The 11,613-nt window shown below is 57.1% G+C and carries 14 protein-coding genes; 5 read left to right on the top strand and 9 right to left on the bottom strand.

Annotation, left to right across the window (positions count from 1 at the left end; translation table 11 throughout):
- Nucleotides 1-128 precede the first annotated feature (128 nt).
- Nucleotides 129-839, top strand: coding sequence for an SOS response-associated peptidase (locus AC3EML_RS21720; RefSeq protein WP_352520414.1), 711 nt, complete (start codon nucleotides 129-131; stop codon nucleotides 837-839).
- 28 nt (nucleotides 840-867) lie between these two features.
- Here the strand turns inward: AC3EML_RS21720 and AC3EML_RS21715 are convergent, their stop codons facing one another.
- The gene (locus tag AC3EML_RS21715) at nucleotides 868-3,360 is read right to left on the bottom strand and encodes a type I restriction endonuclease (RefSeq protein WP_352520413.1); all 2,493 of its coding nucleotides are present in this window, start codon (nucleotides 3,358-3,360) and stop codon (nucleotides 868-870) included.
- A 122-nt stretch (nucleotides 3,361-3,482) separates the two neighbouring features.
- Nucleotides 3,483-3,803 (bottom strand): hypothetical protein, encoded by a 321-nt coding sequence (locus AC3EML_RS21710; protein WP_352520412.1) that lies wholly within the window; start codon nucleotides 3,801-3,803, stop codon nucleotides 3,483-3,485.
- Nucleotides 3,804-3,905: 102 nt separating this feature from the next.
- On the opposite strand from AC3EML_RS21710, the gene AC3EML_RS21705 reads away from it, so the two are divergent.
- The 3 genes from AC3EML_RS21705 (at nucleotide 3,906) to AC3EML_RS21695 (ending at nucleotide 4,997) form a co-directional block, all read left to right on the top strand.
- Complete coding sequence (locus AC3EML_RS21705) at nucleotides 3,906-4,115, top strand: hypothetical protein (protein WP_488505310.1); 210 nt, start codon at nucleotides 3,906-3,908, stop codon at nucleotides 4,113-4,115.
- Complete coding sequence (locus AC3EML_RS21700; protein ID WP_352520411.1) at nucleotides 4,090-4,299, top strand: hypothetical protein; 210 nt, start codon at nucleotides 4,090-4,092, stop codon at nucleotides 4,297-4,299. Before AC3EML_RS21705 ends, AC3EML_RS21700 begins: the two co-directional genes overlap by 26 nt.
- 434 nt (nucleotides 4,300-4,733) lie before the next feature.
- Nucleotides 4,734-4,997, top strand: coding sequence for a hypothetical protein (locus tag AC3EML_RS21695; protein ID WP_352520410.1), 264 nt, complete (start codon nucleotides 4,734-4,736; stop codon nucleotides 4,995-4,997).
- A gap of 34 nt (nucleotides 4,998-5,031) precedes the next feature.
- Here AC3EML_RS21695 and AC3EML_RS21690 read toward each other — a convergent pair whose 3' ends face one another.
- Nucleotides 5,032-5,382, bottom strand: a complete 351-nt coding sequence (locus AC3EML_RS21690) for a hypothetical protein (RefSeq protein WP_352520409.1) — start codon at nucleotides 5,380-5,382, stop codon at nucleotides 5,032-5,034.
- Between the two features lie 113 nt (nucleotides 5,383-5,495).
- Here AC3EML_RS21690 and AC3EML_RS21685 point away from each other — a divergent pair, with 113 nt between their 5' ends.
- Nucleotides 5,496-5,804 carry a hypothetical protein gene (locus tag AC3EML_RS21685; protein WP_352520408.1) on the top strand — a complete coding sequence of 103 codons (309 nt, stop codon included), beginning with the start codon at nucleotides 5,496-5,498 and terminating at the stop codon, nucleotides 5,802-5,804.
- Between the two features lie 136 nt (nucleotides 5,805-5,940).
- Here AC3EML_RS21685 and AC3EML_RS21680 read toward each other — a convergent pair whose 3' ends face one another.
- The 6 genes from AC3EML_RS21680 to AC3EML_RS21655 all read right to left on the bottom strand — a co-directional run bounded on the left by AC3EML_RS21680 (nucleotide 5,941) and on the right by AC3EML_RS21655 (nucleotide 11,524).
- Nucleotides 5,941-6,480, bottom strand: a complete 540-nt coding sequence (locus AC3EML_RS21680) for a hypothetical protein (protein WP_352520407.1) — start codon at nucleotides 6,478-6,480, stop codon at nucleotides 5,941-5,943.
- A gap of 87 nt (nucleotides 6,481-6,567) precedes the next feature.
- On the bottom strand, nucleotides 6,568-7,287 hold the full coding sequence (locus AC3EML_RS21675) for a hypothetical protein (protein ID WP_352520406.1): 720 nt from the start codon (nucleotides 7,285-7,287) through the stop codon (nucleotides 6,568-6,570).
- Between the two features lie 12 nt (nucleotides 7,288-7,299).
- Nucleotides 7,300-7,752: a hypothetical protein gene (locus tag AC3EML_RS21670; protein WP_352520405.1), complete on the bottom strand. Its 453-nt coding sequence runs from the start codon at nucleotides 7,750-7,752 to the stop codon at nucleotides 7,300-7,302.
- Between the two features lie 338 nt (nucleotides 7,753-8,090).
- Nucleotides 8,091-8,552, bottom strand: a complete 462-nt coding sequence (locus AC3EML_RS21665) for a hypothetical protein (protein ID WP_352520404.1) — start codon at nucleotides 8,550-8,552, stop codon at nucleotides 8,091-8,093.
- 355 nt (nucleotides 8,553-8,907) lie between these two features.
- Complete coding sequence (locus AC3EML_RS21660; protein WP_352520403.1) at nucleotides 8,908-9,345, bottom strand: hypothetical protein; 438 nt, start codon at nucleotides 9,343-9,345, stop codon at nucleotides 8,908-8,910.
- An 853-nt stretch (nucleotides 9,346-10,198) separates the two neighbouring features.
- Complete coding sequence (locus AC3EML_RS21655) at nucleotides 10,199-11,524, bottom strand: site-specific integrase (protein WP_352520402.1); 1,326 nt, start codon at nucleotides 11,522-11,524, stop codon at nucleotides 10,199-10,201.
- Nucleotides 11,525-11,613: the final 89 nt, after the last annotated feature.

The raw sequence follows: 11,613 nt of genomic DNA, 5'->3' as shown, positions 1-11,613 counted from the left end.
ATATTGTGGCGTTTGGAAAGGACAACAAAAACATTGTCACTTCAGCCCGTCTAAGTCGCGTTTGCGCTTGACCACGCAGGGCAACGTCGGCGCTGGTGCGTTAGGCGGGAATGTGCAAATTTTGCCTCATGTGCAACCTTTACAACATCACAACAAGCCAAGAGGCCATCCGACAATGGACCGGCGCCCTGAGAGACATCCTGGGGAACCTTGAGCCGTCAATTGACATCTACCCCAACCGACTCGGTCCGGTAGTCCGCAATGCATTGGACGGGCAGCGTGAAGTTGCCAACTTGCTTTGGGGAATGCCGACCCCATCCGAGCGGGTGAAGGGCAAAGCAGACTACGGGACGACAAACATCCGCAAGCCTCAATACTCCCACTGGCAGCAGTATCTCGGCGTCGAGCATCGCTGCGTAGTGCCGGTGACAAGTTTCGCGGAACCCAGCCCCGAGGAGAACGATAAGGACCCTGAGACCGGTATTCAGCGGAACTACTGGTTCGCGCTGAACGAGGACCGCCCGCTGTTCTTCTTTGCGGGCCTCTGGACGCCCTGGCATGGGGTAAGGAAGGTCAAGGACGGTCCCGGCGATCACGAGGTCTACGGTTTCATGACCACCGATCCTAACGCGCTCATCAAGCCAATCCACGAGAAGGCCATGCCGGTAATCCTAACTTCACAAGAAGAAACCGACATCTGGCTAGGAGCCCCGTGGCATGAAGCGAAGGTCTTACAGCGCACCGCGCCTGACGATGCACTCGTGATCGTCGAGAAGCCCGCCACGCAGATCAAGTTTCCTCTGGGCTCAACACCGGGAGACCAACTGCGGTTGCTGTAGCTCCTCTGGGGACCCTCCCTACGCCGAGTCATCTTGGGCGGTAGCGAGGTGTCCGTGCAGGTTGGGAGTTACGCAGCCCATCGAGAAAATCATGGGCTATTTCGATGCTCTGCACCATATGCCTTCCGCCAAAACCAGCTTCTTCATAGAACGGGTGCCTGCGGCAACGTCGGCTGTATTCAATGCGGTAATAGTCCCGCAATTTAGCGAGAATACGGACTTTGTTGCCCATTGACATTTCTTGGTTCGGATCGGTTCCAGACCAGATCGAGCCTATGTAGTCGGCAACGTCCTTAGAGGCTACCTTCAACGAAGTGGTCGCGCCGATAACATACTCATCACGCCGTAGCAAAATACGACCGTGAACGAAACCAGAGGCATGAACGCGCACCGCGTCTTGCTCCCCAAGGTCTGTCGAGATGAGCCCCTCCGGCTCAATGAGGCCCTTTTCGACCAAGGTGAGCGTTGCATCAAAGGCGTCCTGATCATCATAGCCTAGACGCCCCATCTGTTTCACCACAGTCCCAATAGTTGCGTAGCCCTCTTGGTTAAAATCGATTTTGCCTTTGCGGTTGCGTACTAAATACTCAAGGATGTCGCAAAAAATAAAGTTGCTTGGTCGAACATGGTTGTCATCCGCACTCATGATGTCGTGGATGTAGATCGATCGACCGGTATAATATTGATAGCGACCGCGCATAAGACTCCGCAAAATATGGCGCTCTGGTATTCGAAATGAGCTGCCCGCAATTGCCGCACCTGTAATTTGGGCGGTGGGCACATGGGGCGAAACCAAAATGTCGCTGAACATTCCAAGTGCCCGGCGAACGTCCTTGGCCACCAACGCTTCCAGAGTGGACGCAACCTGCACCTCTTTACTGTCGAAGAGCGAAAGGTAGATGCTCATGAGGAACTCGCCCAATCGCGACGATGGATATTGGATGCGGTATCCTGACGCGAGTGCATACTCCTGCTTCCTTTCGACCTCGGCAGGTAGGTTCTCCAGAACCAGTTCCAGCCGCTTCCGGATCACCTGGGCGAAGCGCGGCGGCTTGATATAGAAGTTAATAGCGTTGATGAAGGCGTCGAGTGGGGGTTCGTCCTTGTGCGCTTCGAACGTTGAATCGCGGAGATTTACGAGGATCAGGCCCTTTGTGAGGGTCTTGAACCACTGGGCCGATTCGAAGATCTTGAGCTGTTGGTCGCGGGAACGTTTATCGACGTTGTCGAAGACCACGACCAGACCTTGTCCTCGCTCCCCAGCGTAATGTCGTGCGACAGCTTCCGCGAATTTTTCTGGACTTGCCGTAAGGGAGTCTCGAGTATCAGACAGTTTCGTGGCGTAGTCGGCAGGGTTGTCTCTCAGAAGACTTTTATGACCACGTTCGAACCTGCTTATGTCAGGCGCAAAAATCTTGTCTAGCTGCTCTTCGTCGAAAAAATCGTATCCATTTTGCTCGCCAAGCGATTCAAGAAATTTTTCGGCTACGAACCTATTTACATCCGGAATGTCAGGCCCCGTGTCATTGAAGTTAATGAACGACCAGATGGTCTTTTCCCTAACTTCGTCGGTCATTAGGTGCCTGTAGTATCGGCGAATGAAGGTGCTTTTGCCCGAACCAACAGCTCCCACTATGATTTGAACACGGCTGTAGAAGCTCGGCTGGCCCGCAAATTTCTGGACTTCAGTGGTCAGGCTAGCTGCCGTGTGGCGACTTGTCTCAATTGCCTTGAGCTGGCTTCCACCAATGTTGACGGTCCTGTCTTTTAGATAGGTTTCGAGGATTCCCTCGTATGTCGTCAGTTCTTCGGAGCTGACATAGGCGCGATCAATCACTTCGTCTGGTGTATCCGAGGTGTTGTCAAAATATTTGGTGAGGACCGGGAAGAGTGGCTCAGCAAATTCATTGACACCAAGCTGCCGTGTCATTTTGGACTGGCCACCAATTGATGCCGACACTGCGAAAAATCTTCGAGCAGCAAAATGGGGAGCGAGCTTTCTCGCTCGCTCTTCCAAAGCTGTCTTCCCAACAGCGCCGATAAACGCCTGCAAGACCGCCGTGCCCGGTCGAATATCTTTCGCTAGCGCTATCAGGACATTAGTTTCGCTGTCCCATTCGGAGAGCGCGATTTGCTCCCCGTTGCTCGCCAACACGTAACCGATAGGGTTGACTTCGGGCGGGTAACGTCGATTGATTTCGCCCGCATAAAGCCTCGCTTCTCGAAGCCCCGTCTCGACGGTAACGTCAGGTTCCTTTGCCTCGACAATCAGCAGCGGAAGTCCGCCTAGCCAAACTGAGTAATCGGGGAAGTACCCAAATCTTTTTCCGGCCGCTTTGTCGATCTCCGTAGGCGACATGTATTCCTTCGTCCGCACCCACGCAGAAGGAATATTGAGATAGCTGACATTGGTCAGAAACGGGTAGATAAGTTTCTGCTCAACGTCGCTTTCGCTACGCAACTCTCCCTTTTCAAACACCGGGTTTGTAAAGGTTTTTTTTCTTGTTATGCGAGCGATCATGCCCCGATTCCCACGACTCACTCAGCCTATATGATATTTGTCGATTTCGGCAGGCGGACGTGGTCCTTTCTTCAATCGTTTCCCCTTGGGAGGTTTAGAACCATCGGTCAGCCGCTCCCTCTTCAGTCCTCATCTCGCCAGATGACCCGCCGCAGCACCTCAATCCCGGCAAGCCGCCGAACGCGAATGCTCTGCCGTTCCAATGCCGAAGGGTTTTGCGTCTCGGCGTGCATGTAATCGTTCTTGCCGCATCGCTTACAACTCATTTTGCTGCCGACCAACTCGGCTTCAATGTCCCCGAAGATTTCCTTGAGATCACTCGGCAGGTACCAACGCTTGACGTTGCAGAGCCCGCAGTGAACCAGCACGAGCTGCCCTATCTCGTGGGCATTGCTGAGCTTCCATTCGCCTCCGCGCTTTCGTCTTCCACCAGTGTCAGGCATTGCTCAAAATAGGAGCTCATTCCTCTCTCGGTCAATCCGCTCTTGACATTTGCGTTCTCTTTTTGTTCACTGTGGACATCTAAAGGGTTTGGAGCAATCGCTATGGCCCACATCGTAACGCTCGACAGCCGCCAAGAGGCCGCTCTTCAAGCGGTCGCCGACAAGTTCGTAGCCGTCCACAGAGGCGACGTGATGAAGGCACTCAAGGAAATGATCGTTCTCAACGGTCGCCTTCAGGAACAACTTGACGCTCGCTCGGGACGGCGTCCCGCAAGGAGAGACGGCGGTGAGCATTTTGCATTTGGACGCTGAAGCCAAAGCCGAACTGCATTCGGAAGCGGTGAAGCTGATCGCTCGATACGAGAGTCCGCTTGAGACAGTGAAGGCGCTTATGGTCTACAACTGTGAGCTTGAGACCAAGATACTCGCCATCGCCCACCGGCATCCGGGGGTAGCCACCGTCAGCTATGACGATACCCCGGTAGTGTTGGGGTGATGGCGGACGCGAGCGACGAGATCAGGCTTCCAAGGCCAGAACACGTCACGGAACCCGGCATCCAGCATCATTGGTGCGAGCGCCCTGGCTGCGGCAGGGATGCCGGTTGGGGTTTCGCAAAGCCAAAGCAGGCACCGCATTGGTTCTGTTTTGAGCATCGTGGCGATGGTGAGAAACACCTGTGAGACAAAGTAATGCCAGCCGAGCAACAGCAAGTCGATCCTCCGGCGACGGACTGGGAGCTTGCCGCCGATGATGTCATTGCGACATGCGGCGGGGATGCCCGAGAGGCCGTGAAGGCGCTTCTTGTCGCCAATGCCACATTGGAGCGTGAGGTGGCGCTATGGGCACCTGCCGTGAGCTATGGGTTCAGCCGTGGTTGGCACCGACGAAGACGCGGCGAGACCGACTAACGAGTGAAGGTAAGCATCGACATGTCAGACAGCATCCTCCCGCAGCAGAAGGCCCCTAAGCTGATCGTTGTGACCGCATTTGATCGCGATGAGAGCGGCGACCTCCATCCAGCGTTTGGACCAGCCGAGCAGCAGAGCGAAGATCGGGCAATCAGGACTGCGAAAGCTCTAGCGACAAAACATGTGGGAGTGATCGCGTGGTCGCGGGAAGCAAACCCGGCGATAGGCGAGTATGGTGAGCCGACGACACTTTTTTTAGGTGGTGAAGTGCCAGACATGGAATGAGTGTCTATGCCATGTTCGGAGGCACAATCACCCGTCAGTCGCGCCGTTCCAAATCTGCCAGAAATTGATCTTTAGCGCGCACATTGTAGTTCAAGGCTGAAATCCCCGTTGCGATGAACGCCAAACCTACCGGCAGCACTAGGGCGAGCAGCACGAAAGCAAGCGCGAACAAGACCCAGGGATACTTCTGGACGAACGGCATCAGACCGACCGCTATCAAGAGACGCATCTGAATATTCCATGCGGACGCCAACACCCGACCGACAAGTGGCATCATGCGCCCAATGGAGTCTTCCAACTCTTTGAGGGTCCCTGCGTTGGATGACTTGCGGTCGTCCTCTGGTGAGTTTTGCGATTTCTGAGAATTGGTTTCGTTGTTGTCCATGACACCCCCACGGCTCGTCAGTGTAAGCTCGGTATAGAGACGACAGACCGACCGTCAACCTTATTCCCGCCGATTACGCAGCCTCTGCGGTAGCTGTCTGTATTGAGCGTTGGATGTGTGAAAAATGGGCATCGGCAATCAAGCCAGATTGGAAAGCCGAGACCATGACGAACTTTAAGATCGTATTCTTTGGAAAACAGGGCCAAGTCATCGGGCAGCGCGTCGTCCCTTGCGAAAGCCATTGGGACGCGTGTGCTTGGGGATGGGCTAACATGCCGTCGAAGGCGGAGGATTTCCATGTTGAGGAAGCGCAATTCGAGGAGAAGTTGTCGGCATCTGAGAAAGAGGATGATGAGGTCATTCTCAACGCCTTCTACATCCTGAGGAAGCGGGCGAAGCTGGCCAAGGCTTTCCAACGATAGATCAACCACCCGGTGCCCATGCGCTGACTGCACGAAACGCATGGGCACCTGAGGCAACCCGCGCCCCCCGATCCCATCAGATCGGATGTGAGATACGAGAGCGGAGATGGGGGAAGCGCGGGAAACTCGATAGCCCTTAGTTGCCGCTGGCGATTTCCAAGGCGGTCTTGAGTTCGCCTAGTTTACTTTCGAGCATGTCGTCGGCGGCGACAGTCACGTCCACGTCGGGGCCGCTGAGGGCCGGGAAGAACGCTTCCATTTCTGACTTGGTCACCTTGGGTGCCCCTGCGGCCAACACGCGCTGTGGCTTGGTGTCGGCGGTATAGGGCAAGCCCGTTGCGGGATCATGGGTGCCACTATGGATGCCCACTTGGACTTCGGCCATTGCCATACGGCTAGACCGCGCGGCGGCTTCCTGCATCTCAGCGTAGCCTGGGCGATCATCTCCATACCTGCGCTGCGGGACGTCCACGGTGCGTAGCGCGTCACGAATGGTCTGAACCGTGTCACGTTCCTGCTTAAGCTGTCGCTCCAGCTCCCGCCGTTGGGAGACCAGCGAGGCGTTATCCTTGGTCAGTCGAGACACCTCGGCAGTCAGCTTGCCGACTTCGGTGGAGTTGTCGAGGGTTTCGAGTTGGGCGAGGAGTTCCTCGCGGGTCACTGGTTTCTTGGCCATTGTGGCTATTCCTTTTTAGATGAATGAGTAGAGGCAGAGGCCGCACAGCGAGGCGACGTAAAGGGCAACGGTGATGTTCAGCATGGGTCAGCCGTCAGCGTCAGGCAGCGACTGGAACCAGAGGTCGTAGGCCCCCGCCAGTCTCGACCCCAGATTGCCAGCAACCATGTCAGTCACGATGCGCCGGGCGAACGGGTCATCGGTGCGGGACGCCGCGTAGACGAGAGCGTCCCAGCGATCCCCGCCGATGTACTCGGAGGCAACCGGAGCGGTTTCCATCACCGTCGTTTCAATCAGGTTTGACGCTGTGGCGGCGTCCAAGCCGGTGGCATCGGAAAGACGCCCAAGGGTGTCCTCAAAGTCGCCTGTGGCAACCATGGCGTTGAGACCATCGTCAAGCGCGGCGGGGTCAAAGCAATCGGCAATGGCGTCGAAGGTTTCCGATGGCCCGGACTCCTGATCGGTCTCGATCTCGAGTTCCTGCTGGAGGGCCTCAAGGTCCGCTTCGGACAGTTCCTCGATGTCGATGTCTTCGAGCGGGTCGTGACCGGCTGGGACGGCGCGGGGGTCTAAGGCGGCAGGGAGCGGGGCAGTGGAGTTTCCCTGAGGACCGGTGAGGCCAAGTTGTTCGGCAATGTCGAGGTCGACATAGGTGTTCATGCCGGGGATGAACACTTTGCCCTCGGGGGCGGGACCGGGCGCAGAGCCGCTGGCATAGCCGGGGTTTTCGCAACGATCGGTCCAGCCGGATTGGGGGTCGATGGGATTGGGCATTCGCATCATGCCGTCATCGGATGAGTAAGACATAGGGGTTTTCCTTCAAAGCAATGCAGCGGCCTTCAGGGCTCGCTTGGTGTAGTCGAGGATGGTCATAGGCTGACCGTCGTTGGTGGAGACGGCCGAGGACCAGAAGGCCTTGCCGTAGACGTGGGTGGCGTTGCGGATGAGGTCGTGGCCGAGGCGCCTGTGGGTTGCCCCCGAGGCCTTCTTGATGAGCGTGGTGGGGCCGATGGTCTTGCGGAAGTCGCCCATGAGGGCACCTGCACGGGTCTCAAGGAACCGCTCGCGGTTATCCCAGAGGCCCCCGGCAGGGCCAGTATGGAAGTAGACTTGCATCCACCCGATCAGGGCGACGGCGTGGACGACAGCTTCGGTATAGGTCCGCCGTTCCTTGTGCTGCCAGTTGGCCAGGAGGCCCTTGGCTTTGGCGATCTGCGGCAGCTTCGGGTGGAGGTCCGCGACACTGAGGCAGAACGACTGCGGCAGCGTCATCCGACGCTCAAGGGACCTCAGGTCGAAGGCGACACGCGCGGCGAACTTGGGGTCCGTTTGCATGTAGATGCCGATGGCCTTTTTGAAGATGGCCAGTTCGTTTCGAGCGGGGAGGCGGGCGAGTGGGTCACCCCGAGAACTCGCTGCATCCCGGTGGGGTCCGCAGTAGCGGGAGACGCCGGAACGATTGCGAGTGCAGCCGGGACAGTCGCAGGGTCGGGTTTCGTTGAGGACTTGGCGGCAACGCAACTGGTAGCCGTGGTCAGATGATTGTACGCCCACACGCCAGTCGCGCGGGTGTCCCCGAGTGACGGGAGATGCCATAGGTTTCCTTGGGGTTACTGGAAAGCGCCGTAGTTCTTGAGGCCGGATGTCGCGACGTCGAGGAACGATGACATCGGGTTGGGCTTGAGGCTGTTGACGGCATTCTGGGTCTGTATCTGCTGGGACTTGCCAGCCATGACATAGTTCGCCACGGCACCGTCGCGCTGGTCCTTGGCGTTGGCTATGGACAATGCGGACTGGCGGGACTGTTCGGCTACTCGAAGGCCAGTGGTGCTGCCGGTCATCCCAGAGCCCGAGGCGACTGCGAGGGACTTCGCGCGGTCCCCTTCGAGCGTTGCCTGATAGCCGTCCTTGTTGGCGGCATTGGTTTTTACGATGAACTCGCGTTCGTTGGCCGCTTGGTCAAGCTGGTAGTTGGAGAGAGCAATCTCTTGTTTCTTGCTCGCGGTAGCTGCCTCGCTGGCAGCACTTGCGGCCCCGGCGGTGAGGCCGAGGATTAATCCGATATCGCACATGGCGATGCCCTTTGGTTGGATGTGGTGTAACTCGGGATATCTATCGGTGAGCCCATGGTGGGACGGACCTCGTCCGTTCATGGGGCAAGCGATAGGCCCCGAGCTATCTATTAATGAGGGGACCAAATTAGAATGATCATCATTGATGACTGTCAATCTTGTCTCCCGCCAAGCGAAGCTGGCAGCACGGTCGTTTATCCCATGAACGGCGAAGCCGTCTCAGCTATGGGTTTGCCGACTTATACCGCCAGAAGGGGGCTTGAGTTTCCCTATAATAGCTAAGTTGTAGATCATGTCGTTGATTTCGTTGCCTATTACGGTTTTCGTTGCGTTTTTTGGTGTTGGATACGTAACCTCATCTCGACAAGCTCTTGACGTGCCTTGATACCCCCTGTTGTGAGATGCTCAGCAACTTGGCCACATCACCTTGCGTGAGGCGACGGCTCGACAAGTCCGCTAGAAAGTCTTGGACAGCGGCCCGCATGTCGCCACGGCTCCCGCGCATCGATTGCTCCCACGCAAAATCGGCATCGGACAGGAAGCGGGTGGATGGCTCACGATGTTTTTTTCGCTCGCGTAGCTCAGCATCGTAAGCAGGAGACGGCGTGTACTGAAGGCGTCTGACGGTCCCCTCGGATAGCCCCAGGAGTTCCGCAGCGGCAGGACGACCGATGCCCCTGGCAGCGAGCGCCTTGATCGCCTTGTGATTGAACTCGGCGCTGTCACGCTTGGCGGCGGCTGCAGCGATGACGGAATTGCGACGGCGGCTGAGGCCGGTGGTGTGCATGTTCATGGGAATGCCTTTCTCGGGGCGGTAGGGCCGTCCTGAGTTGATTGATTGGGGGGCGGTGCAAGGGAGTTGGGAAAACCCGAATGCCTCTCAGGCTCGCTCGGAGACTCAAGGAAACGCTATGCGCCCTTGCCGTCCCGAAAGGCCGTTAGTTCATCGGCAGAATGTCGGCGGGTGAACCACTCTGGCATGAGGTCTTGGGTTGCCCGAGGGCGGCGGGTGCCGCTGGCCACGATCTCCACAATCTGGTCGTACTCCAGATAGTTCGTGTCCGATGGGAGCCACCCGAGGAGCCGGAAGGACCAGAGGGTACCAAGGACGGCTTTGATCCCGTCGACGTTGAGCCGGTGGTTGTCGCGGGCTCGCTGGAGGTCTCGCAGTAAGCAGCCCTCCGGAGTCATGGCACCATAATGAGCCAGCTTTCGGGCTGTCCGAGTGTAGCGTACAGGCAGCGGTGCATGGCGACTTTGGTGCCCCATGCGGGTGGTGGAGAACTTCGAGGCAAGTGAGGTGCCCTTAGGGGCGGAACGCATAGCTTCGACAGAAGCGGCAATCTCTGCGGTATAGGTCATGAAGGCCTAGATGTTGTGGAGAGTACGTCAATTGACGCAGGATATAGATGGAGTGCCCCGGCGATACAGGATGCACCACCGAGACAAAAACAGGGGACACAAGGGAGAAGGACGAGGACACGCAAGCGAGGTCGTTCGCATGTATCCTTATGAGCGGGTAATCGTTCACCTATACAAGCTGTCGCTAATACTCGGCTTCTATGTACCTTATGAGCGGGTAATTCCTTGCGGCGTTCCCATGTATGAGGCCTTAATCAGCCCGGATGGCAGCTATTACCACGCTGTTAAACGGGCGTGGCGGACCATACCCGCTCCAGATAAGCCCGCTTCTTGTCGAGCGAATATCCCCTGCCATAGTTCTTGGCCACATTCTGAGCGTCGTGCCCCATGATTTCCTCTTGGATATCGGCGGGGCAGTCGGTGTCCCGGAGGCGATCCTTGAGCCGATGCCGCAGACTGTAGACCACTTTCTTTTCGTCCTTGATCACAGTGCGGAGCCGTTTCATGAGGGCCTGAGAGGCGCTATCCGTCTGCCGTCCGGTAGCATACGAAGGAAACAGAAAGGCATCTGCTGGTTTGTCTGTGGCGAGGAACTTCGCTCCCGCCAGGGCGGATGGTGACAGGGGCACAATACGAACCGCGTTCTTGCTCTTGCCTACCGGGATTGCGATGGAGCCATTCTCTAGGTCGACCTCTGAGATCTTGCGGCGGCAGATTTCTGAATTGCGAGCGCCGGTGTCGCGAAGGATAGTCCAGAGAATGCCGAGCGCATCTTCCGGCCCCTTCACCATAACGGGTCCGAGAGATTTCAAATCGTCCTCGGTGAAGGGGTAGCGATCTTCACGGCTGGCTGCTGCCCCCTTGATCTCCAGCTTTTCCAACGGGTTCTTGGCGTCGAGGTCATACTCTCGGATCGTCTTGTTGATGGCCGCGCGAAGCATGTTGAACATCCGGCGGACGGAGTTCGGGTTTAGCTGGGCGAGCAGCGCATCCCTCAGCTTGCGGGCGTCCTCTCGTTTGAACTTCTCAAGGGGTCGCTTGGTCACCGCTTCTTTGCCGAGGACGACGATCATTCTCGACTGCAGGTTCTTGATGTGGTTCTCAAGCTGCTTGTTCTTCGATGCATCGGAGCCGCGCTTGCTGTCGAGATAGAACGAAAGGGCAGACGCAGCGGTATAGGTTTCGGGTGGAAGCCGCTGCTCGCCTATCGCGCGGATTACCTCAAGGGACACCTTGGGTTTCTGACCGACTGCCTCAGCCGCTTCATACTCATTGACCATCCCATGCCAAATACCGTCCAGCCCCTGCACGTCAGTTCCCCAGCCAAGGCCAGAGACAATGGTTTCCAGCTGCTGCCGGGAAACACCGGCTTGCTTAAGGGCCCTGAGGACCTTGTCACGGTCAGTCGGTTCGGGGGCGTTCTTGGCGTTCTCAAATAGGCGCTCGGTTTCCTTGTGAACCTCGCCATAGCGTTTCATGGCCGTGGCGTAGTCGGAGCCCAAGGCCTTTTTGATCTCAAGGAGGCCAATGGTTTCGCGCATGGCTTCTGGCACCGCGCGGCGATAGCGGTAGTGCCCGTTCTTCGATTTTGAGAGGTGTGGAATAGCCATCATGAAGCCCCGTTGCGTTGAGGCTTCTGTACCGTTTTCTGTACCAACTCGTCAACCGCATCTGAGGAAACCCAAGGTTTCTGCGGTCT

Source organism: Mesorhizobium sp. P170090 (assembly GCF_057786115.1).
The sequence above is the reverse complement of the archived record's forward strand: the minus strand, read 5'-3'. Positions and strand labels throughout refer to the sequence as shown.

Coding starts and splice junctions, on each gene's coding strand:
- AC3EML_RS21715 (WP_352520413.1), bottom strand. CDS start 3,360: ATGATCGCTCGCATAACAAGAAAAAAAACCTTTACAAACCCGGTGTTT.
- AC3EML_RS21680 (WP_352520407.1), bottom strand. CDS start 6,480: ATGGCCAAGAAACCAGTGACCCGCGAGGAACTCCTCGCCCAACTCGAA.
- AC3EML_RS21670 (WP_352520405.1), bottom strand. CDS start 7,752: ATGACGCTGCCGCAGTCGTTCTGCCTCAGTGTCGCGGACCTCCACCCG.
- AC3EML_RS21710 (WP_352520412.1), bottom strand. CDS start 3,803: ATGCCTGACACTGGTGGAAGACGAAAGCGCGGAGGCGAATGGAAGCTC.
- AC3EML_RS21685 (WP_352520408.1), top strand. CDS start 5,496: ATGTGTGAAAAATGGGCATCGGCAATCAAGCCAGATTGGAAAGCCGAG.
- AC3EML_RS21720 (WP_352520414.1), top strand. CDS start 129: ATGTGCAACCTTTACAACATCACAACAAGCCAAGAGGCCATCCGACAA.
- AC3EML_RS21665 (WP_352520404.1), bottom strand. CDS start 8,552: ATGTGCGATATCGGATTAATCCTCGGCCTCACCGCCGGGGCCGCAAGT.
- AC3EML_RS21655 (WP_352520402.1), bottom strand. CDS start 11,524: ATGGCTATTCCACACCTCTCAAAATCGAAGAACGGGCACTACCGCTAT.
- AC3EML_RS21690 (WP_352520409.1), bottom strand. CDS start 5,382: ATGGACAACAACGAAACCAATTCTCAGAAATCGCAAAACTCACCAGAG.
- AC3EML_RS21695 (WP_352520410.1), top strand. CDS start 4,734: ATGTCAGACAGCATCCTCCCGCAGCAGAAGGCCCCTAAGCTGATCGTT.
- AC3EML_RS21660 (WP_352520403.1), bottom strand. CDS start 9,345: ATGAACATGCACACCACCGGCCTCAGCCGCCGTCGCAATTCCGTCATC.
- AC3EML_RS21705 (WP_488505310.1), top strand. CDS start 3,906: ATGGCCCACATCGTAACGCTCGACAGCCGCCAAGAGGCCGCTCTTCAA.
- AC3EML_RS21675 (WP_352520406.1), bottom strand. CDS start 7,287: ATGTCTTACTCATCCGATGACGGCATGATGCGAATGCCCAATCCCATC.